The sequence below is a fragment of the Mycobacterium sp. HM-7 genome (assembly GCF_053852335.1).
On sequence record NZ_CM132657.1, the window covers coordinates 5,654,053 to 5,679,322 of the forward strand.

Sequence of the window (25,270 nt, forward strand, 5' to 3'; positions counted from 1 at the left end):
AGCGGCGCGTTACATTGCGGTCGTGTCCCAATCCCCAGCCGGCCGCTTCGCGCCGAGCCCGTCGGCCGACCTGCACATCGGCAACGCGCGCACCGCGGTGCTGGCGTGGTTGTTCGCGCGTTCCACGGGCCGGCGGTTCCTGGTACGGGTCGAGGATCTGGATGACCGCACGTTCCCGGAGGTGGCGCAGCGGCAACTGGACGATCTGGCGGCCGTCGGGCTGACGTGGGACGAGCCGCCCCAATACCAGGCCGCACACGAGAACCGCTATCTCGCCGTCGTCGACGATCTCACCGAACGCGGCCTGACCTTCGAATGCTTCTGCAGCAGAAAAGACATCCTGCAGGCGCCGCGGGCCCCCCATGCGCCCGAAGGCGCGTACCCCGGCACCTGCCGGAATCTCAGCGACGACGAACGTGCCCGGCGCCGCGCCGAGGGCCGGCCCCCGGCGATCCGATTACGTTCGGACACAAATGAATACACCGTCACCGATCTGCTGCACGGCACCTACACGGGCGTCGTCGACGACTTCGTCCTGCGCCGCGGCGACAACGTCCCTGCCTACAACCTGGCCGTCGTGGTGGACGACGCCGCCCAGGGTATCGACCAGGTGGTCCGCGGCGACGACCTGCTACCCTCGTCGCCGCGACAGGCGTATCTGGCTGCGCTGCTGGGCTATTCGCAGCCCGTCTACGCCCACGTGCCGCTGGTGCTCAACGCCGACGGTAAGCGGCTGGCCAAACGCGATGGCGCGGTGACGGTTTCGGAGATCGGCGCCGACGCCGCCATGGCGCAGATCGCGGCGTCGCTGGGCTACACCGCCACCACACTCGACGGCATGCTGGCCGAGTTCGATCCGGCCAGGCTGCCGCGCGGGCCGTGGACCTTCACAACTACTCGCCGAGAATGAGCTTGTGTGTCAATCTCGCAACGGATTTGACACACAAGCTCAGTATCAACTGGACCGGCCTACACCCGGCGCGGCACTCCGAAGACCTTGGCCAGCAAGAACCCCCGCACCGATGCGGGGATGTTCGTCATGAGCGCCGCCTGAATCTTGGGTCCGAGCCCCACGATGTACCGCGCCCTGGGTCGCCGCGCGGTGAGCGCTTCCTCCACCACCGCAACGACTTTCGCCGGATCGACCGCCATCTTCTGCGACAGCGGCACCATCTTCTTCATCCCGGCGATGTGCCGGCCGTACAGCGCGTGCTGCGTGGGTGACACACCGGCCTCCAGCTCGGCGACCATGTCGTCGGCCTTGCGCCACATGTCCGTATCGGTCTGCGCGGGCTCCACGACCACCACGGGAACACCCCAGGGCCGCAGTTCGATTCGCAGCGCCTCGGCGCCGGCTTCCAGCGCGAACTTCGATGCCGCATAGGCGCCCAGCATCGGCGTCGACAGCTGGCCGTTGACGCTGGAGATGAACACCACCCGGCCCCGCGATGCCCGCAGCTTCGGCAGCAGCGCTGCCGTCACGGCGAACTGGCCCACCACATTGACGTCAAACTGCCTGCGCCAGTCCCCGGGTGTCAGCGTCTCGACCGGGCCGGCGACCACGATGCCGGCGTTGTTCACCACGGCATCGAGTCGGTCCGGCAGCGCCGCCGCCAGCGCCTCGACATCATGTTCAGAGGTGATGTCAAGGATCACCGCCGAAATCCGCTGCGGGGCCAGCGCCACGACCGCGGCGGCGTCGGCTTCGCTGCGCACGCCGGCGATGACGTCCCAGCCGGTCGCGGCGAGGTGCTGCGTGATGGCCATTCCGATGCCGCGGCCGGCACCGGTGACGAGAACTGAAGGCATGTTCGCGAGGGTAATGGGCCGGGTCAGACAGTGACCGGCAGGGTCGCCAGGCCCCGCAGGGTCAGGTTGGGCTTGTAGACGGGCTCACCCGCCAACTGCGCTTTCGGGAACCGCGCCGCCAGCGCCGACAGCGCGACCGACGCCTCCAACCGGGCCAGCGGCGCGCCCAGGCAGAAATGCGGACCCTTGCCGAACGCCAGATGCTTGATCACCCCGCGGTCCGGGTCGAAGTCGCCGGGCCGGTCGTACGTGCGCGGATCCCGTTGCGCGGCAGCGAGAAGCAGCATCATGATGTCGCCCTTCGGGACCGCGACACCGCCGATCTGAATGTCCTCGACGGCGACGCGGCTCGTCAGCTGCACCGGTGGATCGAAGCGCAATGTCTCCTCGACAATCGACGACGCCCGCGACGGATCCGCCGCCAGCGCCGCCCAGTGCTGCGGGTGCCGCAGCATGGCCAGCGCCCCGTTGGCGATGAGGTTGACCGTCGTCTCGTGCCCGGCGATCAGCAGCAGATTGCAGGTCGCGACAATCTCCTCGGAGGTCAGCTGGTCGCCGTCCTCTTCGGCGGCGATCAGCGCGGAGATCAGGTCCTCGCCCGGCGAGCTACGCCGCTCCTCGATGAGGTCCCGCAGATACCCGCGCAGCCAGAGTCCGGCTTCCATCAGGTCGGCGGTGTCATCGGCCGTCTCGTCGTTGACCGCAACGAAGGGGTCCAGCCCGCCTGCCAGCAGCGCCGACGCCCGGCTGAACAGCGGCTCGTCCGCCATCGGCACCCCGAGCAGCCGGCAGATCACCGCGACCGGCAGCGGGTAGGCCAGGTCGGCCACCACATCCATGGTGCCCGTCACACCCTCGAGCAGCCCGTCCACCATGGCCACGATGTCGGCCTCGAGCGCCTTGATCACCTTGGGCGCGAACGCCTTCTGCGCCAGCCCGCGCAGCCTGGTGTGGTCCGGCGGATCGAGGAACAGGAACCCTGGTTCGCCGAAGGGCCGGGCCTGCCGCTGGCCCGCGGCGATCTGCTTCTGCGTCAACGTCGACTTCAACCGGTCGTTGGCCGATGCCGGGTGCCGCAGCACCTCGTCGCACTCGGCGAAGCCGGGGAACACAACGAGATTCGCGTCGGGCAGCGCCAGCGGCCCCAAGTCCAGAAATCGTTCGTACAGCGGGTACGGGTCGGCCCGGTTGCCCGGATCCATCAACCCGAGAAGCAATGTTTGCGGGTCGATCACTCCAGGTGCACCAGTCATACAAGCAATTGTGCACAGCCGGGGATCGGCGCAGGTGGCTCGCTATCCGGACCCGTAGTAACGCCCCAGTACATGGTCGCGCAGCTCGTCGAATTCCCCCGCGCCGATCGCGGCGCGAATCTGGTCGACGAGCCGGATGATGAACCGCTCGTTGTGGATCGTGCCCAGCGTGGACGCCAGAATCTCCTTGGCTTTGAACAGATGGTGCAGATACGCCCGGGTGTAGTTGGCGCAGGTGTAGCAATCGCATTCGGCGTCAATGGGATTGAAGTCGCGTTTGAACCGGGCGTTGGTGACGTTGAAGCGGCCGGTCGCCGAGTACATCGCGGCGTTGCGGGCGACCCGCGACGGCGACACGCAGTCGAAGGTGTCGGCGCCGGCCTCGATGGCGGCAAACAGATCATCCGGCTCGCTGATGCCGAGCAGATGCCGCGGCTTGTCGTCGGGCAGTTCGTCGGTGACCCAGCCGACGATGGTCGCCAGGTTCTGCTTCTCGAGCGCGCCACCGATGCCGTAACCGTCGAAGCCGTGCCCGTCTTCGTCGACGATCCCGACGAGCCCCTTGGTGGCCTGCCGGCGCAGGTCCTCGTACTGCGCTCCCTGCACCACCCCGAACAGCGCCTGCGCCGGTTTGCCCGCGCGTTCGATGGTCAGTCGACGGTGTTCGGCCAGACAGCGCACCGCCCACCGGTGGGTCCGTTCCACCGAACGTTCTTGATAAGCACGGGTGTTCACCAAGGTGGTCAACTCGTCGAAGGCGAAAATGACGTCCGCACCCAGCTGGTGCTGAATGCCGATCGACACCTCGGGCGTGAAGCGGTGTTTGTCGCCGTTGAGGTGCGAGCGGAACGTCACCCCGTCTTCGTCGACATGGGCCAGCCGCTCTTTGCCCTCGGCGATGATGTCGTCGGCCTGCAGGCGGGCCGTGTCCATTGCCAGCACCTTCTTGAAGCCCACGCCGAGCGACATCACCTGGAAGCCGCCGCTGTCGGTGAACGTCGGCCCGGGCCAGTTCATGAAGGCACCCAGGCCGCCCGCCGCGTCGACGACATCGGGACCGGGCTGCAGGTACAGATGGTAGGCATTGGCCAGAAGTGCCTGTGCCCCAAGTTCTTTCATGGTCTCGGGCAGGACACCTTTGACCGTCGCCGCGGTGCCGACGGCGATGAACGCCGGGGTCTGGATATCACCGTGCGGGGTGTGTATCACCCCGGCCCGGCCGCGCCGGTCCGGCAGCTGTGCGGTGACCTCGAAGAACTGCTGACTCACCGCTGTATTCAACCAATTCCGGGCCCCGAGCCGTGAATGCCGGCCAACCACGTGGAAACAAACAGGTCAGGCAGGTTATGGGTATTTTCTGTGAATACCGTCAACAGTCGCTGGGCGCACCCCATAATGCACTGGATGACCGGCCGACCGGACGGTTCGCACTGCAAGGAGCACAAGTTATGAAACGTGGTTTGGTTGTCGCGGTCGCAGGTGCCGCGGTTCTGGCCGCCGGCCTGACCGGCTGTTCCAAGGATGACAAGAAGTCGACGGGTTCGTCGGCCACCGCGTCGGCCTCGGCCTCGTCGGCTGCGGGCAACTCCAGTGCGGGCTCCGGCACCGCCAAGGTCAGCATCGACGGCAAGGCCCAGGACGTGCAGGGCCAGATCGGCTGCACCACGGCGGCCGGCAACGTGGTCATCGCCATCGGCAACGCCTCGGGCGGCCTGGGCGTCACCCTGACCGACGCCGACCCGCCGGTCGTCAAGACCGTGGGCCTGGGCGCCATCAACGGCGTCACCCTCGGCTACACGGACGGCGTCCCGGGCGGCGAAGCCAAGGCCACCAAGGACGGCAAGACCTACAAGGTCAGCGGCACCGCGACCGGAGTGGACATGGCCAACCCGATGGAGCCGACCAAGAAGCCTTTCGAGATCGAGGTGACCTGCCCCTAGCAGGCCCCGCACAGACACAGATACGGGTGGTGTTCCGGATGCCGGAACACCACCCGTTCTGCGTTCCGGGAAAGTTGCAAATTCCCATCTAAAGGCCTGGTCGCGGGAGTAGCGTCCGGTTCACGCCTAGCCGGGGGAGCGTCGATGTCAGTGCAGATATTGCCGACCACCAGTCCAACCGTTCGCGGAGTGCCGCGCGCCCTCCTGTTGGTCGCGCTGTGCTGTGCACTCCTCGTGAGCCCGGCCGCCACCAACATCACCTCGAGCTTCGTCGTCGGGCTGATGAACACGGTGATCGGCATCGGCGGGCGCGGAGACCCGACCTCCGCCAACATTCCGGCCAAGCTCAACGGCACCGTGGTGCCCCCGGGCTACACCTACCTGCCCATCAACTACCCGGCGTCCATCCAGCTGTCGGCGAGCACGACCATCTCCGGGCCCAAGGTGTACGACGCCGTCACTTCGCGGCCGGGAGAGCAGCTGATCGTCGCCGGCTATTCCGAGGGCAGTCTGGGCGCCGAGTGGGCCAAACGTCGACTGCTGGCCAACGGCACCGGCCCCGCGCCGTCGCAACTGTCGTTCGTGATGATCGGCTCGCCCTTCGCCGGCAACGGCGGCATCTTCGAACGCTTCCCCGGCATGAACGTGCCGTTCATCGTCAACAACCAGGGCCCGGCCGCACCGTCGCCCTACGACACCACGTTCTACACCCGCGAGTACGACCCCTACGCCGACTTCCCGGCATATTTCAATCCACTCTCGCTGGCCAACAGCCTGCTCGGCGTCATGTACGCACACCCCGACACGTACTACGACTCGTACGTCCCCGGCACCACCCCCGCCATCATCACCGTCGTACCCGACAATGGTGCGGGCGGGACGGACACCTACGTGTTCATCAAGACTCCCGATCTGCCCCTGCTGGTGCCGCTACGCATCGGTGCCGGCGCCATCGGTTTGACGCCGTTGGTCAAACCGCTGCTTGACGCCGTCGAGCCGCTGCTGCGGGTGTTGGTCGACATGGGCTACACCGACCGAGAGAACCTGAACCCGGCGAAGAAGACGCCGTTCTCGTTGTTCACTCCGCTGTCGAAGATCATCGAGACGCTGGGCGCGATCCCGGGGGCGCTGCAGGAAGGCGCCGACAACTTCGTCGAAGACATCCGGTCCGAACTGCACCTGCCGCCCTTGGCGGCCGCACCGGCGGTGTCGCCGCCGGTCACTCCGCTGGACGCCGCCGCCAAGAAGCCCGCGGCCCTGGCGCCGGTGGCCGCCACCTTCAATGACAAGCCGGCGACCACGGACCAGAAGACGACGACGGTCGAGCCCCCGGCGGTCACGAAGGCCGACGAGAAGACGGACCCGAAGACCGACGCACCGGTGGACGTGAAGACCGACACGAAGGCCGAGCAACCGCAGTCACCGACAGCCACGAACACCGACACCGGCCAGAAGCCGGCGGGCTCCGACGAGCCGAAGGTGAAATCACCCACGCCACAACCCGATCCGGATACGCCGCCGGTGAAGACGACCAAACCCAAGACCGACCCCGACAGTCCGCCGGTCAAGGTGACCAAGCCCAAGAAAAAGAAGAACGCGCCCGCCGCGGACGCCGACACCCCGAAGCCGGGACCGCAGACCGGGTCCGCCAAGCCCGGATCGAAGGTCGGCGCCCAACAGGAGTCCACTCAGGCCGCAGCTTGACCTGCGATCAGCGTGCAGTGACCGAAATTGCCGGAGGTTACTTCGGCGTGGGTGGGTTGAACACGTTCTGCGTCTCCGGGTGAATGCGCTGCATGCCGCTGACCAATCCCATGCCGGGCGGGAATCCTGAACTCTGCGGGTACAGAGTCAGTTGCCAGACCGTACTCAGGTCGTTCGGCGTGAAGCAGGTCTTGTCCAAGCAGGGCACGCAACGCTGACCTGGCCGGCAGCCGGCCTGAACCGGAATTCCGAGGGTGTTCATGATCCGGTAGATGTTCTCGGTATTGCCGCCGACCAGTGCCACCGAACCGGCGGGCAGCTTCGAGACCGCGTCAGCGAGCGGCGCGGCCGCGTCCGCCGACGGCGTCTTGGGATCGGCATTGGGCAACTGCTGGACAGCCATTCCGCGCGCATCGGCGGCGTACGAGACGGTCTGCTTGGACCGCAGCGCGGGCGACGAATAGATGTTGGTGAACGTGACGTCCTTCAACACCGCCGCTACCGCCTTCGCGTAGCGGATACCGTTGTCCGACAATGGCATCGCCGGATCGGTGAAAACGGGTTCGCCGTGTTCGACGAGATAGACGACTGTCGGTGCCCGGTCCGGCGGCGCGGCCTGGGCGACCTCGTCTCCGGTCGCGACGGTGAGGCTGCACAGCAGCGCGCTTGCGGCCGCGAACAGCGCGGACCGTCTGGTCCGGGTCAGGCGGGTGAACATCGTTGTCTCCTTGATCGTTTCGCGGGATATCGGCGCCGAACGGTACTGACTCCGTTCGGGCCACCCGGTGGCGTCGTCTCACTGGCCGGGATCACATGGTCGCAACAGGCCGGCCGCGTTTCGGTCAACGTCACTGCTCGGGACGAGCGATGCGCCAGCCGAGTTCTGCCCGCGACCGAATAGCCAGCTTCCGGTAGATCCGGGACAGGTGGACCTCCACCGTCTTGGCGCTGACGAACAACTTCGCGGCCACTTCACGGTTGCTCATCCCCGCGGCCACCAGTTCGGCGATCCGGCGTTCCGCGTCCGTCAATGTGTCGCCACGGTCCGCACGTCGATCCACCCGGCCGGCAGCACGGCGAGCCTGCCCGGCCCACAATGGCGTGCCGAGCTTCTCGAACTCTTCCAACGACTTCTGCAACGTGACCGCCGCGATGGAGCGGTGTCGTTGACGACGCTGCAACTGTCCCAGCACCAGCAGAGTGCGCGCCCGTTCGAAAGGCATTGACAGCCGGTCATGTTCGGCCAGCGCAAGCTCGGCAACCTCAGCCGCTTGATCGACGTGGCCCTGGGCGCCCAACAACAGCGCCCGGCACCGACCACCGACCGCCAGCATCCACGCGCGATCCAGCCGGCGGCCATTGGCCTCCAAGGCCTCGACCAATGGCTCCGCCTCGGCCACCCGGCCCAACCCGACCAATGCCTCGACGGCATCGGGCAGCCATGCCGCGACGGGGATCTCCGTCGCCTGGTTCACCTTGTCGAACCTCGACAACAGCGGCGCGAGCGCCTGCAGAGCAGCTTCGTAGTTGCCCAGCGACACTTCGAGGAAGCCCCGCACCGTGAGCGCCCAGGCGGTCAAGAAGCTGGACTCGCATCGCGACACCGTCACCATGGCCTCGCCTGAATCTTCACGGGCCTCGACCTCATTGCCGGCGTACGCGGCACAGTGGGCCCGCATGATCAGCGCCACGACGCCGTGGGTACCGCCGAGTTGCGGAGCCCTCTCCACGATGTCGTCGGCCAAGAGCGCCGCAGCGCTGAAGTCGCCTCGCCAGATGTCGTTGAGCACGCAGTGGAATGCGACGAAGGTGTGGTCACTCTCCGCCCCGCGCTCGAGACATTGTCGCCGGAGGGCGCCGAACTCATCGCGCGCGGTCTCCACCCGTCCCGTGCAGGCCAGCAGCATCGCATTGTGCATCCGCGGCTGATACACCACCGAAACCGCCGGGTTCTGGTCATCCAGATCCGTTGCGCGCCGCAGACTTTCCTCGTCGACACCACTCCCCAGCCAGAATTTGACCAGCGTCCGCATGCTCAGTGCCTGACTCAGGAGATCGGACCGTCCCAGCTGTGTCGCGCAGGCGACGGCATCATCGAACCCCGCTACCGCGGCCGGGTAATCGTCCGAGTGGTAGAGCGCGAACGACAGCGGGACCAGGATCTGGGCCCGCAACGCGGGATCGTCGTCGGCCTCGTCCAGCGCGCGCTGCAACAGCGCAGCGGCACCCCGGTGGCTTCGATCGAGAATCTCGATGGCGCCCAGCAAGCGCAACGCTTGCGCGCGAACAGGTCGGGCAGCTCCCTCATCGAGGGTCCGATTCAGCAGGACCCGCGCCCGCTCCACGTCGCCGGCGCTGAAGAGATGACTCGCCTGACGTATCCGGCGCTCGGGGGTATCGCCACCGAGTCCGCCTGCCAGCTCGAGCAATTCGGCCGCGGCAGCCGGCGCACCCCGCATGCGCGCGCTCTCCGCGGCGACGTCGAGCGCCTGCAACGTCTTCGCGTCACCCCGAGTCACGGAGAGCGCGAGGTGCCGGGCCCGCAGTTCGGGTTCCTCGACAACTTCCGCCAGCCGGCGATGCATCGCGCGCCGCTGCGCCGGAGTCGCGGCAGCATAGACACCCGCCGCCAACAGCGGGTGGGTGAACCGGAGTCGCTGACCGTCGAATCCGACGATCTCATCGTTTTCGGCATCCCTCAACAGTTCGACGACCCTGTCGGCTTCCGAATTCGTCACCCGTGCAATGAGTTCCACTGTCGATGACGCGACGCACGCAATCGCCAGCAAGATCTCGCGCGCGCCGGCGTCGGTATTGCGGATGCGTACATGGACCAGGTCCGCGAGAGTGCCCGGCCACGGCATCTCGACGGCGGCGGCGCGCACGTCGATCGTTCGGGCCAATTCCAGCGCGTAGAACGGGTTGCCGCCAGAAATCTCGTGGATTCGCACCATCGTCGGCCGCGGCAGAGTCCTCCCCAGCCGCTGAGCTATCACGCCGGCCAATTTGCCCAGGCTCAAGGGAGCCAACGAAATGCGCGCCACCGCGTCGGCCCTCGACAGCTGCAGCCACGACGCGGCAGCTTTGCTCTCCTGATCCGTGCGGACGGTGCCGAGTAGCGCGACCCGGCCGGTGAGTCGACGCGCGGCGAAGGCCACCACCTGCCGGCTCGAGCTGTCCAGCCACTGCAGGTCGTCGATCGCGATCAGCACCAGCGACTCGTCGGCCAGCTGCTCGACAGCGGACAAGAAAGCTGCCGCCACGGCCCGCGGATCCGTGGCCTCGCCATCGCCTCCGACTCCGCGCAGCAGCACGTGGTCCACCGCGATCCGCTGGGGGCCTGGCAAATCTGCGAGCACCCGCGCGTCGACACCGCCCAGCAGATCCGCGAGCGACGCATACGCCAGTGACGACTCGGCCGCGGCTGTTCGCGCCGACAACACCCGGATGCCATAGGTTCGTGCCTGATCGATTGCCGACAACCACTGCGTCGTCTTTCCGATCCCCGCCTCGCCCTCCAAGAGCAGGGCTGCGGGCCAACGCGCCGAGGTCAGGAATTCGCTGATCACCTGCGACTCATCCGGGCGATTTCCCAGCACACCGCGATTATGCGCTGTGCACTTCCTTGGGGAAACCCCAACGGAAACTATGCGTCAGCAGGGAACTCGATGTCACTCGCGACGCTGACACGCTGTACGGGGAACCCGGCTTGGTCGCATGTTCGCGTGACGATGTCCGCCGAGTCGGCCACGAAGATGCCGAAGGCCACCTCGTCGTTGGGTACCGAGATCACACTGGCCACCCGCACGGTGGCGTCGCCGGTCGACAGCGATGCCGCGACCGCGTCGAGCATCGCGGCCGCTTCAGCAAGCGTCGCGCCGAAGAATTTCGGGTGGTACCACTCGACGAGGTAGCACGGTTCCACCGGAAGCATGAACGCAACGTATGGCATCGACGGCACCGGCGATATAAGGGTTCTCCCTAGCGCTTTGCCCGTGCCCGATCAGGTCTGCGGTCGCGCGATGCGCCAGCCCAGCTCCGACCGCGACCGGATACCGAGTTTCCGGTAGATGCGCGACAAGTGGACCTCGACCGTCTTGGCACTCACGAACAGTGCGGCGCCCACCTCGCGGTTGCTCATGCCCGAGGCCACCAACTCGGCGATCTCATATTCCGAGGCGGTCAGGAGTTCATCGGGATGCGAACGCGGATCGATGCGGCCCGCCGCTCGACGGGCCTGCTCGGCCCACAAGGCGGCACCGATCGTCTCGAATTCCGCCGCCGCCAGCTGCACCGTCTCCAGGGCCGAGGCCCGATGCCGCTGACGCCGCTGCAACTGCCCGAGGACGAGCAGGGTGCGCGCACGCTCGAACGGCATCGGCAGCCGGTCATGTTCGGCGAGCGCCCGCCCCACCGCTTCGGTCGCACCGGCCAGATCGCCGCGCTCGGCCAGCAGCAGCGCCCGGCAACGCCCGCCGCAGGCCAGCATCCACGGCCGGTCCAGCCGGCGCCCATTGCTCTCCAGTGCCTCGATCAGCGGTTCGGCCTCGCGGTGCCGCCCCAGTTGGATCAACGCCTCGACGGCATCCGGCAGGAACGGCGTGACATAGATTTCCGTGGCCTGCGGCGCGGCCGCCACCGACGACAACAGTGGTGCGAGGGCGGCAACCGCATTCTCGTAGTTGCCCAGCGAGACCTCGAGAAAGCCGAGCGTGGTCCGTGGCCACACCGCGACCAGAGCGGAGTCACAGCCCAGAGCCAGGTCGAGCGCCGCGGCGGCGTCGGCGCGCGCGCGGTGATCCTTGCCGGTGTACGCGGCGACCGCCGCACGCAACATCAGCCCGACAGCGTGTGGCATGTCGCGGTCGAGTTCGTGGGCACGCTGTGTCGCCTCATCGGCGATCTGGGCCGCCGCGGCGAAGCGGCCCTGCCAGATCGCGTTGAGTCCGCGATGAAAGTCGACGAATGTCAGTCGGCCTTCCTGCCCGCGGTCCAGGTAGTCGCGCCGGATACTGGTGAGCCGTTCCCCGGCCGCATGCAGCCGGCCGGACCCGGCCAACAGCTGGGCCTGCAACACATCGGGATTCATCAATGAGGTGAGCGCGAGCTCCCGGTCCGCCAACTCCAACGCCCGAGTCATCGCCGCGTCGTCGATGCCGTGTCCGGACAGGAAGCCCACCAGAACTTTCATGGCGAGGGCAATGCTGCGCAACGGTGAGCCATCCAGCCGATCGGCAGCGGCAACTGCCTCCGCAGCCCACGTCGCGGCAGTCTCGACCCGGCCGAGGTTGAGTTCGGCAAATGCCAGTGGCACCAGTATTTCGACGCGCAACGACTGATCGTTCTCGATCGAGTCGAGCGCTTGCCGGAGAAAGTCCGCGGCGTGCCGCGTGCTGCCGTCCTGCAGCGTGAACAGTCCCAGCAGGAACATGACCCGGGCTCCGACATCGCCGGGCGGCTGCGAAGCAGCGACCTCCCCCAGGACATTCCGCGCCCGGGCCGCATCGCCGGCACTGAAATGCAAGGCCCCCAGCATGATTCGCCGCTGCAGGGTGTCGCCGCCGAGGCTGACCGCCAGCTCGACGAACTCTGCCGCTGCTGCCGGTGCACCCCGCCGGTGCGCCGTCGCCGCGGCCACGTCCAGCGCTCTCAGCATCTCGGCGTCACCGGGTGAGCCGGACAGCGCCAGATGCTTGGCCTTCAGTTCGTCGTGATCGACGAGAGTCGCTAGGCGACAATGCATCTCGCGTCGCGCCGCCGGGGCGGCGGCGCTGTACACCCCGTGTGCCAGCAGCGGATGACTGAATCGCAGGCGAGCGCCGTCCACCGCGACGATGCCGCGATCCTCGGCATCGGCAAGTCTGGCGAAGACGTCCTCCGCGTCGACTCCGATCGCCCGCCCCACCAGTTCCGCGGTCGGAACGCCCAAGCACGAGACCGCCAGGAGCGCCTCGCGAACGTCGCGCTCGAGCCCGTCGATCCGCTGCCGCACCAACTCGGCCAAGGTCGGCGGCAGCGCACCGGACTTGAGGTTGTCGGCAGGACCGCGGGCGAATTCGATGGCGTAGAACGGATTTCCACCGGACACTTCATGAATCCACATCATCGTCGGCCGAGAGAACGAGCGCTGCAGCCGATGTGACAGCACCGCATGCAGTGCGCCGACACTCAACGGCCTCAACCGCATCCGCTGCAGCGCCTCAGGCCGGCTCAGCTGTAGCCACAGTGCCGGGTCCTCGCCGATGGCCGTCCGCACCGTGCCGATCACCTTGACGGGCCCACCGAGTCGGCGCGCGGCGAAGGCGATCGCATGGACGCTCGAGGTGTCCAACCACTGCGCATCGTCCAGCGCGACCAGGACCGGCGACCGTTCGGAAAGCCGCGTGACAACCGCGAGCAGAGCGGCCGCCACGGCACGCGGATCGGTACCGGCACCATCGTCGGGCGCGCGCAGCAGGACGCGATCGAGCGCGCGGCGTTGCGGAACCGGCAAGAAGTCGAGGGTGGCCGGTTCGATACCGCCGAGCAGATCTGCCAGCGCCGCATACGCGAGGGTCGACTCGGTGACCGCGGCGCGGGCGAACAACACCGTGAATCCCAGTTCGCGGGCCTGATCGACTGCCGATAACAGCACCGTCGTCTTGCCGATCCCGGCTTCGCCGTCCAACAGCAGCGCCGCAGGCTCCGCGCCCCCGAGAAAGCTACCGACGAACTCGGCCTCGGCCGAACGGCCCAACAGTTCAGACGGCATCAACTCGGCCTATCTGCCGCCATCCCGGCGGCAAACCCATCAATCGGTGTGACCACGTATTTCATCCATCACAGTAACGATTGATGCCGGGTTTCTGGCACAAATCAGCGGATGTGCTGTGAGGTCGCTACCGGGTAGCCCTGAATTGGCCCGGATCTCATCGGCGGTGCGCACAGATCGCGATCCCCCGCCAATCGCGATCTGTCCGCACGGTCGGCGCCGCTGATCCGACTCTCAGCGGCCACCAAGGAAACACTTTACATACCATTGGTCTTGAATTACGATTTCCGCAGCACCTGCACGTTCGTGGGTGCATCACGTCGCGAAAGGCCTCAGACGTGAGCACAGCGCATTTCTGGGAGCGCCGGCCGTGGTTACGGTCGAAGACTTTTCACGCGTAGTTTCTTCGATCTACGATTCCGCGGTCCAGCCAGAGCATTGGACCGCGACGATGGCCGAACTCCACACGATGTTCGAGGCGACCGGCGGCGCTGCCCTGGTGCTGGCCGATGGCGTGAGCCGGGCACCCCAGAGCGTCACCATCCCGGCCGATGCCCTGGCCGAGTACGCGGAGTACTACCGCCACATCGATTACCTCCTCGAAGCGGTCGAGAACGGGCCCGTCGGGCAGGTGCGCGGCAGCCAGGAACTCATCGCATTGCAACCGAACGCCGAGTTCCATATGGACTGGATGCGGCCGCACCGACTCGACGACGGCCTGTTCGTCCGGCTGACCGACGGGCCCGAGCCGGCCACCTGGCTGGTGGCCACCGAAAAGCGGTCCGAACCGTACGACACCGTCGAACGCGTCCGGCTGGCCGAGGCGCTCGTCCCGCACTTCCAGCGCGCACTACGCATCCAGCACGACCTCAGCGCGGCCACCCACCAGATCCGCAACATCTCGTCGGCGATGGACAACGTGACCCGCATCGGGATGGCCGTCGTGGACTGCGCGTTGTCGGTGCGATACCTGAACACCGCGGCGGAGAACATCGTCCGGCGCCACGACGGCTTGACCATCCGCGACGGCTCCTTCGAGTTCGCGCACCCGCCCGCCGACGCGGCGCTGCGCCACGGCATCAACGCCGCACTCGGACAGACCGGGTCGGTCGTTCGGGGTGGCACCTCCCTGTTGTGCCCGCGCCCATCGGGGCTGCGCCAGTACGTCATTCATGTGCTGCCGTTCCAGCACGTGACGGCTCCCCTCGCCGAGTCACGAGCTCTGGTGCTCATCCTCGATCCCGAGCAGCACCCGCAACCGGACACCGAGATGCTGCGCCGCCTGTATGGGCTGACGACGGCCGAAGCTGCGGTGGCCATCAGGCTGATACAAGGCGACGGCATCAAGCCCATCGCCGAGAGCATGTGTCTGTCCGCCGGCACCGTCAGAACCCACGTCCAACACATCTTCGACAAGACGGGCACCCACCGCCAGGCCGAACTCGTGCGCACCCTGCTCGCCATATCCCTGTAGTGCGCCAGCCAAATACGCCAATCGGCTGATGCACCGTCGGGGCCGATACCGGATCCTGTCCCCAAGGACAAGGAGGGCGCCATGTTCACCACCACCACCACCAGGCTGAACCCGTGAGCGCCGTGGTCGAACGCTGCGACGTCTGCATCGTCGGGGCCGGGATCGCCGGCCTGAATGCCCTCTTCACGACCGCCCAGTACCTCTCGCCGGGCCAACGGGTCATCCTGCTGGACCGGCGGCAACGAGTGGGCGGCATGTGGGTCGACACCTACGACTACGTGCGCCTGCATCAGCCGCACGGGTTCTTCACCGTCGGGAACATCGGTTGGACGCTGGGCGCCAAGCCGTCGCACCTGGCCACCAAACCCGAAGTGCTGGCACACTTCGACCACTGCCTCGACGTGTTGCGGCGCCGCCTCACCGTGGACGAATACTACGGCTGGACAATGCAATCCGACGTCGAAGCCGACGGCGTGGTCCGCATCCAGTGCGTGTCGGACGACGGGCGCAGCATGGTCGTCGAGGCCGGGCGGCTGATCAAGGCCAGCGCTTCCGATGTGGAACCCAACGACCCGCTACCCGTCTCCAGCACCAGCGTCCGTTCGGTATCGCCGAACTACTGCGACATGCGGGCCGGTGACATCGACGCGAGCGACGCTCCGGTGTGGGTGATCGGCAGCGGCAAGACCGCGATGGACACCGCGCTGGCCCTCATCACCCGCCATCCCGGGCGCGAAGTGAATCTGCTGGCGGGTTCGGGCACCTACTTCGCGCACCGCGACCGCCTGTTCCCCACCGGCGGCAAGCGGTGGTGGGGTGGGGTGACCTTCAACGCCTTTGTCGACGAAGTGACCCAACTGTTCGACGGCACCAACGAAGACGAGGTCGCACGCCGCTGGCGTGAACGGTGCGGAGTCTGGGTGACACCGCGTACCGGCAACTTCCTGCTCGGACTGCTGTCGACGACGGAGCGGGACGCCATCGCCGACGGCCTGCACGACATCGTGATGGACCATTTCGTCGATGCCGTCGACCGCGACGGGAAGACCGAGCTGCAGTTGCGCAGCGGCGCCGTCCGGGAGATCGAGCCGGACAGTTGGATCGTCAACTGCACCGGCTACTTGCTGAAGCGCTCACGGCCGTACGAGCCCTACACGTCGCCCAGCGGCCGGGTGCTGTCGTTGAATGCCCGCGCGGCAACCCTGCATCTGACGACGTACATGGGCTACTTCCTGCCGCACCTGATGTTCACCGACCAACTCACCGAGGTGCCGCTCTACGAGCTGGACATGATCGAATTGCGCCGCAAGTGCAACGCGGCGTTCCCTCACACGATCATGACGCTGGCCCTGCACAACCTCAGCCTCATGACAGATGTCCTGCCCACCAAGGTATTTCGTGACTGCGGCCTCGATATCGCGCGGTGGTACCCGGCGCCGCGCCAACTCATCGGAACGGCCCAGTTCCTGGCCACCCATCACCGTCGGCGTCCGCACTTGCAACGCACGCTGGACACTGTTGCGGAGCGCTTCGATGTCCACTGCGCTCCCCTGGGTCGACAGCAGCGCACGCCTACTCAGCCAGTGACAACTCCGGCGGCGGGACGCGCAGACCACGGGTGAGAACCAGGAGGTACACCACGCCGATCGACATCCAGATCACCCCGAGAGTCAGTGCGGCACTGCCGAGTTGGGTGAGCAGGTAGACGTCCACGAGGGCTCCGATCAACGGAATCGCCACGTACGTCAGCGGATTCAGCCGTTGTTCGTGGCGATGCCGGACGAAGTAGCCGATCACCGACACATTCACCAGAGTGAAGGCCGTGAAGGCGCCGAAGTTGATGAACGACGTCGACGTGGCGACGTTGAGGAACACCGCGCCGAGCCCGATCAGCCCGCACAGCACGATGTTGAAGACCGGCGTGAAGAACCGGGGTGACAGCTTGCCGAAGAATTGCTTGGGCAACACCGAGTCTCGGCCCATCGCGTACAGCAACCGGGACACGCTGGCCTGCGCCGCGAGGCCCGAGGTGAACTGACCGATGATCAGCCCGGTCACGAAGAACGCGGCGAACAGCGCCCCGCCGATGGTCCGGGCGGTGTCTGCGGCCAGCGAATCGGCGTTCGAGAAGGTGCTGCCGGGCTGCACCAGCGTCAGGATGTACGCGACCGCCACGAAGACCACCCCGCCGATGAGAGCGACGAGCATGATCGCGCGCGGGATGTTGCGCTGCGGATTCTTGGTGTCCTCCGTGAGTGTGCTGACGGCATCGAACCCGAGAAAGGAGTACGCCGCGATGGCCGCGCCGGCGGCGATCGCCGGGAAACCACCGGCACCGGTGAACGGGGTGCCGGACAGCAGCGCGCCACCGCCATGGTGGGACACCATGTGTGCCACGGCGAAACCGACGAACAGCGCGATGACGAGGAACTGCAAGGCCATCAGGACCAGGTTGGCCTTGTCCGCCACCTTGAGTCCGATGATGTTCAGCGCCGTCGTCACGACGATGAACGCCACGATCCACACCCACGCCGGCACCGACGGAAATTCACCGGTCAGGTACGCGGCGCCGATCAACCAGATGACCAGCGGCAGGAACAGGTAGTCGAGCAGGATCGTCCAGCCGACCAGGAACCCGAGCCTCGAATCCAGCGCCTTGCGGACGTAGGTGTACGACGAGCCAGCGACCGGATAGTGCACCGACATCTTCGCGTAGCTCGCGGCCGTGAACAGCATGGCCACGGTGGCCAGTAGATAGGAACCGGCGCTGGCTCCCGCCGACGCCTCGGCGATCACACCGAAGATGCCCAGGACGATGATCGGCGCCATGTATGCCAGGCCGAACAGCGTCACGCCACCCAAGCCGAGTGTGGCGTTGAGGTGGCCGGCCTCGCTGGGCTGCTGGGCGGTCTCGGTCATGAGTGTCCTTCGTGGTTGACGGTCTGCGGCTGCCACCGCTGGTGGACCAGCTGACCGCCGTAGGCGGGCAGATCGATCGGGTCGTCGTCGGCGTGCAACTGCTCCCACACCCGATTGACCCCGGCGGTGCCGTGGGTCCGCACCGCGGTCACCCGGTCGAGGTCGATCGCCAGGTGCGTGGTCTCCGGCTCGGCGTGGGCCACCTGAGCGAGCACCTCACCCTCCGGTCCGACGTAGATGCTCTGCCCTCGCCCGAGCGGTCCGGCGGCGTTGACGCTGAGGTAGTAGATCTGGTTCGTGATCGCATTGGCGCGGGCCAGGACGAGCTCCTGCTCGCGATCGTCGGACGTCGTCTTGACGATGTTGAACACAACCTCCGCACCCAGCCACGCGATCTGCCGGGTCGCCTCGGGGAACCAGCTGTCGTAGCAGATGTTGACGCCCATCCGGCCGACACCGGGCACGTCGAAGGCCGTGAAACCAGCTCCCGACGCCCACGGCTCGTGTGGGCGCCAGGGGAACACCTTGCGGTATGACGAGACCAAACGGCCGCCGGGATCGAAGACGACAGCGGTGTTGTACACGCGGCCATCCGCGCCGCGCTCGGCGAGAGAGCCGGGCACCAGCCAGATGCCGGCGTCCGCCGCCACGGCGCCGAGCGCCTGCGTGAGCGGTCCGGTGAGTGGCTCGGCGACAGCGTCGAAATAGGACCGGGGATCGTCAGCGCCGTCACTCGCCCCCAGCAGGTGAATCTCGGGGAACACCACCATCTGGGTGTCCGGGCGCTCGGCGAGGATTGCGGCGAGGTCAGCAGCCAGCTCGGCCACCGGATCGCCGCCCTGTAACGGACTGGCCTGGGCGAGGGCGACCCGCCATTGTCGACTCATCTCACCTCACTGCCGGCGGTCACGGCCTCAGTGTGCGCCAGGACACATCCGTGGCGCTCGGACAATCCGGGGATTTTCTGCGGGCCGTTTCGACATTCTGTACATACGTACGTCACTCAGTGCTGGTGCGCAGCGAAGAACCGCCAGATGGTGTCGGTGGCATTCAGCGCGGCCGACGGCGGCGGCAGGTCACCGAGTCGTTGCGCCAGCGGACTCGGAACACCGCCGGGCCACTGATGGCCGGCGCCGGCCACGCTGATCAGTTCGACAGTGCGACCGCCGGGGCAGTCGGCGGTCTGGGTCGTCACGGTTCCTGCGGTTGACGTCATCGGAGTCCCGCAGGCGTCGATGCTTCGCCACGTCGTGTTCACGGCGGGCACCGACGGTCCGTCGACATTGGGTGCACCAGTGAGCGTCTTGGCTTTTCCCGGCCCGCCGTCGAAGGGCACACGATCGTCGGCGGTGCCGTGGATCTGCAGCACTGATGTCGGCGCGGCGCGCGAACAGTCGGTGAGCAGCGTGCCTGCGACCGGAGCGATGGCGGCGAACAGGTCCGTCTGGCACCCGAGACGCAGCGCCATCATGGCGCCGTTGGACATGCCGGTGACGTAGATTCGGGCCGGGTCGATCTGAATCTGAGCTTCGATCGCCCCGACCATCGCGGTGACGAATCCGACGTCGTCGATATCGCGGTTCTTCGGTATCCCGCAACAGGTTCCGGCGTTCCAGGCGCGATCCAGGCCGTCGGGATAGGCGACCAGGAAGCGCCCGGCGTCAGCCTGGGCATCCCAGTTGTAGGCACGCTCAGCCTGCGCCCCGTCACCGTAGCCGCCGTGCAGCATGACGACCAACGGCGCCGGACCACCGAGCCCGTCGGGCCGGTACAGATGGAAGGTGCGCGCCATCCCGCCGGACTGCACCGACTGACTCGATTGGCCGACGGGGATGCCGTCCGCCGGCGCGCCCGCCGCCCGGTGCCCGCCGCAACCGGCGATCGCAGGCAGCGCGACGACGAACAGCGCGGCACACAGTGCCCGCAGCAGCGGACGGCTCATGCCTCCATAGTGCACGCCCTCACCGGCTGTCAGAATTGAGCGGTGAACCCATCGCCGGTCGAGCCCATCCGAGTCATCAAGGCGAAGGATCGCTGGCACTGGCGCAACGAATGGCTGGAATCGTGGCAGTCGTTTCCGGCGACCGGCAACTTCGACCTGGCGGCCAACGCCCACGGCCTGCTGATGATCAACAACGAGGACACCGTCACCCCCGGTGAAGGCTTCGACGCGCACGACCACCGCGACATGGAGATCATCACCTGGGTCCTGGAAGGTTCACTGGTGCACAAGGATTCGCTCGGCAACGAAAGCGTCATCTACCCGGGGCTGGCCCAGCGGATGAGTGCCGGCACGGGCCTGCGGCACTCGGAGCGCAACGGCGCCGGACGCCAGGATCGCCAGCCTTTGCGTGTCGTCCAGATGTGGATTCCGCCCGAAGAACTCGGCGGCGCGCCCAGCTACCAAGAAGCCGACATCTCCACCGAACTCGCCGGAAATACGTTGATTCCCATGGCATCCGGCATGCGCAAATACCGCGACACCGCCGCCATCACCTTCGGCAACAGTTATGCCACCCTGCACGTCGCGCGGTTGGACGCCGGTCGCGCGGTGCAGGTGCCGGACGCGCCGTACGGCCACGTGTTCGTCACTCGTGGTGCGGCCGACTTCGAAGGGTCCGGACCGCTGCGTACCGGTGATGCGGTGCGGCTCACCGCGAGTGGCGGACAACGGATCGCCGCGGCCGACGACGGCGCAGAATTGCTCATCTGGGAGATGCACACCATCGCCGTGAACGTGTAGCTAGCGCTCCACCCTGGCCAGCGCGACGGCGGCGGCGTTGGCCCCGCACATGCCGTGCCCGCCCGGGCCCGGCGGCGTGGCCGCCGAGCAGATGTACATGCCGGGTACCCCGATGGTGTACGGCGACAACGTGGTTCGCGGCCCGAAGGCCAGCTGCCGGAGGTCCTTGGCACCGGTGTTGATGTCGCCGCCGACGTAATTGGGGTTGTAGACCGACATCTCGGTGGTGGACCGCACGGCCTGCCCGACGATGCGGTCGCGAAAGCCGGGGGCGAAGCGCTCGATCTGCGTGATGATGGCCTCGGTGGCGTCACCGCTGTAGCCATTGGGCACGTGGGCATATGCGGACACGGGATTGACGGTGCCGACCGAACGACCTGGATCGGCCAGGTACTGCTGAAAAGCCAGCACGAAGGGGCGCTGCGGCATCCGGCCCGCGTGGATGTCCCGTTCGGTCGTGGCGATCTCGGCGAGGTCACCGCCCAGGTGGACGGTGCCGGCCTGGCGGGCCGCCTCGTTGATCCAGGGTACATTGCCCTCAACCGCGAAGTCCACTTTGAAAGCGCCTGGGCCGTAACGGAACCGGTCGAAGGCGCGACGGACCCGCGTGGGCAATCGGTCCCCGAGGATCTCGGCGATGGCGGACGGCGACAGGTCGAAGACGGTGATGTCGGCGGGCGGCAACTGGGCCGCAGCGGTGATCCGCACACCGGTCTCGATCTTGCCGCCCAGTTCGGTCAGCACCGCCTCGAGCGCGTTGGTGATCGCCTGCGATCCCCCGGCGGCCACCGGCCAGCCGTTGGCGTGTCCGGCGGTGATGATCCCCAGCCCGATCGCGGAGGTGAGCGGGTGGTGCAGCGGCTGAAAGGTATGTGCGGCAACGCCGCCGAAGAGCGCGCGGGCCTGCGGCGTCCGGAAGACCCGGGCCAGCACCGTCGCGGGCAGCACTGTCGGCGCTCCGAACCTGGCCAGCCCCAACGGATGCCGCGGCACCCGGAGCAGCGGTCCCATGATGTCCTCGGACAGGGTGTCGAACCGGCGCGACGGCCCGCCGAACAACAGCCGCCATCGTGATCCGTCGACCCCGAGGCCGGCGGCTGTCGTCTCGACCGAGCGGTACAGCGAACCGGCGGTGCCGTCGTCGAGCGGGTGGACGCAGTCGATCTCGGTCCACTTCCACTGCAGGCCATAGCGATCCAGGCCGAGGTCCTTGATGAACTTGGAACCGGCGGGCATCACGTGGATGGCGGCACAGTCGTCGAAGACCAGACCCGGCAGGACGTACTCGCTGGAGCGGATGCCGCCGCCGATCCGGTCGGTGGCCTCCAGAACGGTGACGTCGATTCCCTTGGCGGCCAAGGTGATGGCGGCGGCGAGCCCGTTGGGCCCGGCGCCGACCACAACCGCATCACTCACTGCAGGACTCCGGCCCGCTGCCAGGTGACGTTGAGCGGGATCGGCCCGTTGGGCAGCCACGGCTGCTCGTCGACCAGGTCTTTCACGTTCCAGGTGCCACGCTCGATGACGCCGAGGGCCGCATCGATCACTTTGTACTCCTGCGTCGTCTTGTGGATGGGCTGCGATTCGACCCAGGCGATGACGAATTCACCCGGCTCGAACTGTGCCTCGGACTGGATGGCCCGGATCAGGTCTTCATTGTGCAGGTGCCCGTCGCCGAAGTTGAAGCCGATGATGGTGTTGCAGGACATCTCACCTTCCCGGACGACGCGCGTGTCGATGTCGGGCAGGCACTTCAGCAGCACCGAGTACAAGCCACGACCCTGGCTGTGCATGGCCCGCCACGCCGTCACCTGCTGCGTGAACACCTCGGCGGTGAGGGGGTCCCACCCGAAGGCGACGTACTGGTCGGCCGAGTTGGGCGACGACCGGGTGACGCGGTTCAGCTTCTGCTCGGCACCGGGCGTGAAGGTCCACACCGCCGAGGCCCAGTTGCCGGCGTACTGGCGCATGGCCGGCAGGAACGACACCAGGTCGGGGCGCAGGTTGCCGAGGATCGGGAAGAACGACAGCGCCGCGGCCAGCACGAGGGCCAGCCAGCCCGGGTTCATGTCCCACACCGCGTAGCCGTCCCCGTTCGGGAAGCCCAGGAACAGGAAGATGGTGGCGTAGGCGAACAGCACGTTCCATTCCACCGGCACCGCCAGCGGGAACGTCGAGATGATGAACAGGTGGAAGCTGACCATGATGGCAGCCGCGGCGATCGACAGCCAGGGCCACGGCGAGAACAGAAGTGCCAGCGGCGCAGCGATTTCGACGATGCTGCCCGGGCCGTGCGCCATGAAGGTCGCCAGGTGCGACGGCCGCAGGTCCTCCGGGAAGTTGCGGTAATGGGCCCGCTTGAGCCACTTGAACGGAATCGCGGGGCTGTTGCTCACCATCGGCGGGATGACATTGGTGAAGTGCAGACCGAACTTCGAGACGCCGGCCCAGAACCACACCGTGCCGATCAGCAGCTTGCCGGCGATGATCATGTTGACGAACGGCAAGGTCGCGAAAAAGATCAGTGCGGGCAGGTACTGCTCACCGCGGCCGGCCAGGAAGATGGTCTTGTCCCGCAGGCCGATCAGCACGAACAGGATGATCGGCGCGACGAACAGCGCCGGGTTGACCAGGCCGGAGGTGTTGTCCGGCAATGCTTTCGACAGCGATTCGCTGGGCACGCCGGGCAGCACCATGGCGACGACCACGGTGGCCATCAACGCCAGGTACACGATGATGTCGAACCAGGTGCGCCGGTCGCCGTTCGTGAACGGCACCGCCTTCCACGGCCGCAGCCGAATGGTGTTGAGCTTGGCCCAGAATCGGAATCCACCTGTCATCGGCTTCGTCTTGCCGGCCAGCGGCCCCCAGGAGCCCGCGAATCCGATGAGCTCCAAAAGGACGGTCCACAGGATCACCTTCTGGTACACGATCGGCTGGTTCCACCATTCCGAGACGTGCCAGAACGGCGGCAGGTGCGACGTCCAGGTCGCAATCGCGACGCCACCCAGGGCGTAGAAGAACGTGAGTTTGAGGATGTACAGCACGTGGATCATGCGTGGTGCGCCGTATCCGTCGTCCACCCATTTCAGGCACATGATCCGGAGCCGCTCCTGCAGTGGCATGCGGAGAAACTCTTCCAGGTCGACCTTCGGCAGGGTCGGTTTGATGAATCCCATGATGTGAGCTCCTTTGCTGGTATCAGGCTAGATTCGGGGTTCGGTGGTGGTGAGGGTTTTGCGCAGGGACGGCTTGTCGATCTTTCCGACGGGGTTCTTGGGCAGCGTCTCGAGCACGGTGATATCTACGGGCAGTTTGTATTTGGAGAGCGACGCCTGCAGGTGCGCGGCGATGTTCTCGACGTCGAGTTCGGCGCCAGGGTGCGCCGAGACGAACAGGACCGGCTCTTCGCCGTAGAGTCCGCTGACCCGTCCGACCACGGCGGCTTCGGCGACCCCGGCCACCTGGTGCACGACGGTCTCGATCTCCTTGGGGTAGATGTTCTCGCCACCGCGGATGATCATGTCCTTGGCACGGTCGACCAGAACCAGGTAGCCGTCCTCGTCGAACCGGCCGACGTCGCCGGTGTGCAGCCAGCCGTCCCTCAAGGTCTTCTCGGTCTCCTCGGGGCGGTTCAGGTAGCCGCGCATCACGTTGGGCCCCTTGATCACCACCTCGCCGAGCTCGCCCCGCGGCACTTCGGCGCCGGCGAGGTCGACGATGCGAATCTCCTGACCCGGCAACGGGATTCCGACGGTGCCGACCTTGCGCGGCCCGTTCAGCGGGTTGCCGGTGCTGGCACACGATCCCTCGGACAGTCCGTAACCCTCGACCAGGCCGATGCCGTAACGCTTCTCGAATCCCTCCAGCAGTTCGATGCTGGCCGGCGCGGCGCCGCAGACGGCGAACCGCACCGCGGAGGTGTCGGGCCGCACCTCCGGCGGCAGGCCCAGCAGCATGGTGTAAATGGTTGGCACCGCGGAGAAATAGGTGGCGCGACTGGATTCCAGGCGGGCGAAGAAGGTCGCCGGGTTGAACCGGCCGGCAATGGTGGTCCGGCCGCCGGCGAGCAGCGGCGACAGCACACTGACCACGATGCCGTTCACGTGGAACAGCGGCAGGATCAGCAGGCTGTGGTCGGTCTCGGTCAACTCGAAGCCTTCGATCACCATGGCGCACATGGCGTTCAGGTTCGCGTTGTCGAGCATGACGCCCTTGGGCCGGCCGGTCGTGCCGCTGGTGTAGATCAGCAGGGCCAGGTCGTCGTCGTTGCCGACCACGGGGTCTGCCGTGCGCGGCTCGCCCGCCATGTCGTCGACGTGCAGAACGGAGACGGCGGTTTCTACGTCCCGGTCGACGACGAGGACGACGGCGCCGGCATCAGCTACCTGGTAGGCGACTTCCGCGGCGACGAGAGTCGGGCTGATGGGCGTCGCCACCGCGCCGAGCCGCCAGGTGGCGAACAGCGCGGTGACGAATGCCGCGCGGTTCGGGAGCATGATGCCGACGACGTCGCCGGCGCGGACACCGCGCTCGTGCAGCGCTCCGGCGGCGCGCTGGACGGCGTCGAGGAATGCGGCGTTGTCGAGGTCGGTGTGGTCGTCGGCGACGGCCGGCGCGTGAGGCGCCGCGGCAGCGCGGCGGTCGGGCAGTGCGGCGAGGTTCATGTCATAAAGC

Annotated in this window: 19 protein-coding genes; 6 read left to right on the top strand and 13 right to left on the bottom strand. The window is 67.0% G+C overall.

Features of this window, described 5'->3' with window-relative positions; genetic code table 11:
• The first annotated feature begins 22 nt into the window (after positions 1 to 22).
• Positions 23 to 910, top strand: coding sequence for a tRNA glutamyl-Q(34) synthetase GluQRS (gene gluQRS, locus ACWW1C_RS27185; protein ID WP_455981145.1), 888 nt, complete (start codon positions 23 to 25; stop codon positions 908 to 910).
• Between the two features lie 59 nt (positions 911 to 969).
• Here the strand turns inward: gluQRS and ACWW1C_RS27190 are convergent, their stop codons facing one another.
• From ACWW1C_RS27190 to tgt, 3 genes are read right to left on the bottom strand one after another with little or no spacing between them, the layout of a single operon-like run.
• Complete coding sequence (locus ACWW1C_RS27190; protein ID WP_455981146.1) at positions 970 to 1,809, bottom strand: SDR family NAD(P)-dependent oxidoreductase; 840 nt, start codon at positions 1,807 to 1,809, stop codon at positions 970 to 972.
• Positions 1,810 to 1,832: 23 nt separating this feature from the next.
• Positions 1,833 to 3,062: a cytochrome P450 gene (locus tag ACWW1C_RS27195; protein ID WP_455981147.1), complete on the bottom strand. Its 1,230-nt coding sequence runs from the start codon at positions 3,060 to 3,062 to the stop codon at positions 1,833 to 1,835.
• 42 nt (positions 3,063 to 3,104) lie between these two features.
• Positions 3,105 to 4,331, bottom strand: coding sequence for a tRNA guanosine(34) transglycosylase Tgt (gene tgt, locus ACWW1C_RS27200; protein WP_455981148.1), 1,227 nt, complete (start codon positions 4,329 to 4,331; stop codon positions 3,105 to 3,107).
• Between the two features lie 179 nt (positions 4,332 to 4,510).
• On the opposite strand from tgt, the gene ACWW1C_RS27205 reads away from it, so the two are divergent.
• Both ACWW1C_RS27205 and ACWW1C_RS27210 read left to right on the top strand, forming a co-directional pair.
• The gene (locus ACWW1C_RS27205; RefSeq protein ID WP_455981149.1) at positions 4,511 to 5,002 is read left to right on the top strand and encodes a lipoprotein LpqH; all 492 of its coding nucleotides are present in this window, start codon (positions 4,511 to 4,513) and stop codon (positions 5,000 to 5,002) included.
• Between the two features lie 189 nt (positions 5,003 to 5,191).
• Positions 5,192 to 6,706, top strand: a complete 1,515-nt coding sequence (locus tag ACWW1C_RS27210; protein WP_455981150.1) for a PE-PPE domain-containing protein — start codon at positions 5,192 to 5,194, stop codon at positions 6,704 to 6,706.
• Positions 6,707 to 6,743: 37 nt separating this feature from the next.
• On the opposite strand, the gene ACWW1C_RS27215 is transcribed toward ACWW1C_RS27210, so the two are convergent.
• The 4 genes from ACWW1C_RS27215 to ACWW1C_RS27230 all read right to left on the bottom strand — a co-directional run bounded on the left by ACWW1C_RS27215 (position 6,744) and on the right by ACWW1C_RS27230 (position 13,457).
• Positions 6,744 to 7,424, bottom strand: a complete 681-nt coding sequence (locus ACWW1C_RS27215; RefSeq protein WP_455981151.1) for a histidine phosphatase family protein — start codon at positions 7,422 to 7,424, stop codon at positions 6,744 to 6,746.
• A 130-nt stretch (positions 7,425 to 7,554) separates the two neighbouring features.
• A complete protein-coding gene (locus ACWW1C_RS27220) occupies positions 7,555 to 10,305 on the bottom strand; it encodes a LuxR C-terminal-related transcriptional regulator (protein ID WP_455981152.1) in 2,751 nt (916 codons plus the stop codon).
• Positions 10,306 to 10,352: 47 nt separating this feature from the next.
• Positions 10,353 to 10,640 (bottom strand): hypothetical protein, encoded by a 288-nt coding sequence (locus ACWW1C_RS27225; RefSeq protein ID WP_455981153.1) that lies wholly within the window; start codon positions 10,638 to 10,640, stop codon positions 10,353 to 10,355.
• Positions 10,641 to 10,709: 69 nt separating this feature from the next.
• The gene (locus ACWW1C_RS27230; RefSeq protein ID WP_455981154.1) at positions 10,710 to 13,457 is read right to left on the bottom strand and encodes a LuxR C-terminal-related transcriptional regulator; all 2,748 of its coding nucleotides are present in this window, start codon (positions 13,455 to 13,457) and stop codon (positions 10,710 to 10,712) included.
• Positions 13,458 to 13,908: 451 nt separating this feature from the next.
• On the opposite strand from ACWW1C_RS27230, the gene ACWW1C_RS27235 reads away from it, so the two are divergent.
• Together ACWW1C_RS27235 and ACWW1C_RS27240 are read left to right on the top strand one after the other, a co-directional pair.
• The gene (locus ACWW1C_RS27235; protein ID WP_455981155.1) at positions 13,909 to 14,931 is read left to right on the top strand and encodes a helix-turn-helix transcriptional regulator; all 1,023 of its coding nucleotides are present in this window, start codon (positions 13,909 to 13,911) and stop codon (positions 14,929 to 14,931) included.
• Positions 14,932 to 15,044: 113 nt separating this feature from the next.
• Positions 15,045 to 16,553, top strand: coding sequence for an FAD-dependent oxidoreductase (locus ACWW1C_RS27240; RefSeq protein WP_455981156.1), 1,509 nt, complete (start codon positions 15,045 to 15,047; stop codon positions 16,551 to 16,553).
• Here ACWW1C_RS27240 and ACWW1C_RS27245 read toward each other — a convergent pair.
• From ACWW1C_RS27245 to ACWW1C_RS27255, 3 genes are all read right to left on the bottom strand, one after another.
• Complete coding sequence (locus tag ACWW1C_RS27245; protein WP_455981157.1) at positions 16,504 to 17,850, bottom strand: APC family permease; 1,347 nt, start codon at positions 17,848 to 17,850, stop codon at positions 16,504 to 16,506. The two genes, ACWW1C_RS27240 and ACWW1C_RS27245, sit on opposite strands and share 50 nt — an antisense overlap.
• The gene (locus ACWW1C_RS27250; protein WP_455981158.1) at positions 17,847 to 18,737 is read right to left on the bottom strand and encodes a carbon-nitrogen hydrolase family protein; all 891 of its coding nucleotides are present in this window, start codon (positions 18,735 to 18,737) and stop codon (positions 17,847 to 17,849) included. The genes ACWW1C_RS27245 and ACWW1C_RS27250 overlap by 4 nt, the downstream gene beginning before the upstream one ends.
• 116 nt (positions 18,738 to 18,853) lie before the next feature.
• On the bottom strand, positions 18,854 to 19,792 hold the full coding sequence (locus ACWW1C_RS27255; protein ID WP_455981159.1) for an alpha/beta hydrolase family esterase: 939 nt from the start codon (positions 19,790 to 19,792) through the stop codon (positions 18,854 to 18,856).
• 42 nt (positions 19,793 to 19,834) lie between these two features.
• Between ACWW1C_RS27255 and ACWW1C_RS27260 the strand changes: the two genes are divergently transcribed.
• Positions 19,835 to 20,593 carry a pirin family protein gene (locus tag ACWW1C_RS27260; RefSeq protein ID WP_455981160.1) on the top strand — a complete coding sequence of 253 codons (759 nt, stop codon included), beginning with the start codon at positions 19,835 to 19,837 and terminating at the stop codon, positions 20,591 to 20,593.
• On the opposite strand, the gene ACWW1C_RS27265 is transcribed toward ACWW1C_RS27260, so the two are convergent.
• From ACWW1C_RS27265 to ACWW1C_RS27275, 3 genes are read right to left on the bottom strand one after another with little or no spacing between them, the layout of a single operon-like run.
• Positions 20,594 to 22,009, bottom strand: coding sequence for a phytoene desaturase family protein (locus tag ACWW1C_RS27265; RefSeq protein ID WP_455981161.1), 1,416 nt, complete (start codon positions 22,007 to 22,009; stop codon positions 20,594 to 20,596).
• Entirely contained in the window at positions 22,006 to 23,772 is a 1,767-nt protein-coding gene (locus tag ACWW1C_RS27270; RefSeq protein WP_455981162.1) for a DUF3556 domain-containing protein, read from the bottom strand. Before ACWW1C_RS27270 ends, ACWW1C_RS27265 begins: the two co-directional genes overlap by 4 nt.
• 27 nt (positions 23,773 to 23,799) lie before the next feature.
• Positions 23,800 to 25,260 carry a class I adenylate-forming enzyme family protein gene (locus tag ACWW1C_RS27275; RefSeq protein WP_455981163.1) on the bottom strand — a complete coding sequence of 487 codons (1,461 nt, stop codon included), beginning with the start codon at positions 25,258 to 25,260 and terminating at the stop codon, positions 23,800 to 23,802.
• Positions 25,261 to 25,270 lie beyond the last annotated feature (10 nt).

Excerpts from the sequence above, each read along its gene's own strand:
- ACWW1C_RS27195 (WP_455981147.1), bottom strand. The coding sequence starts at position 3,062 with ATGACTGGTGCACCTGGAGTGATCGACCCGCAAACATTGCTTCTCGGG.
- ACWW1C_RS27255 (WP_455981159.1), bottom strand. The coding sequence starts at position 19,792 with ATGAGCCGTCCGCTGCTGCGGGCACTGTGTGCCGCGCTGTTCGTCGTC.
- ACWW1C_RS27275 (WP_455981163.1), bottom strand. The coding sequence starts at position 25,260 with ATGAACCTCGCCGCACTGCCCGACCGCCGCGCTGCCGCGGCGCCTCAC.
- ACWW1C_RS27270 (WP_455981162.1), bottom strand. The coding sequence starts at position 23,772 with ATGGGATTCATCAAACCGACCCTGCCGAAGGTCGACCTGGAAGAGTTT.
- ACWW1C_RS27250 (WP_455981158.1), bottom strand. The coding sequence starts at position 18,737 with ATGAGTCGACAATGGCGGGTCGCCCTCGCCCAGGCCAGTCCGTTACAG.
- ACWW1C_RS27245 (WP_455981157.1), bottom strand. The coding sequence starts at position 17,850 with ATGACCGAGACCGCCCAGCAGCCCAGCGAGGCCGGCCACCTCAACGCC.
- ACWW1C_RS27230 (WP_455981154.1), bottom strand. The coding sequence starts at position 13,457 with ATGCCGTCTGAACTGTTGGGCCGTTCGGCCGAGGCCGAGTTCGTCGGT.
- ACWW1C_RS27205 (WP_455981149.1), top strand. The coding sequence starts at position 4,511 with ATGAAACGTGGTTTGGTTGTCGCGGTCGCAGGTGCCGCGGTTCTGGCC.
- ACWW1C_RS27235 (WP_455981155.1), top strand. The coding sequence starts at position 13,909 with ATGGCCGAACTCCACACGATGTTCGAGGCGACCGGCGGCGCTGCCCTG.
- ACWW1C_RS27215 (WP_455981151.1), bottom strand. The coding sequence starts at position 7,424 with ATGTTCACCCGCCTGACCCGGACCAGACGGTCCGCGCTGTTCGCGGCC.
- ACWW1C_RS27190 (WP_455981146.1), bottom strand. The coding sequence starts at position 1,809 with ATGCCTTCAGTTCTCGTCACCGGTGCCGGCCGCGGCATCGGAATGGCC.
- ACWW1C_RS27225 (WP_455981153.1), bottom strand. The coding sequence starts at position 10,640 with ATGCTTCCGGTGGAACCGTGCTACCTCGTCGAGTGGTACCACCCGAAA.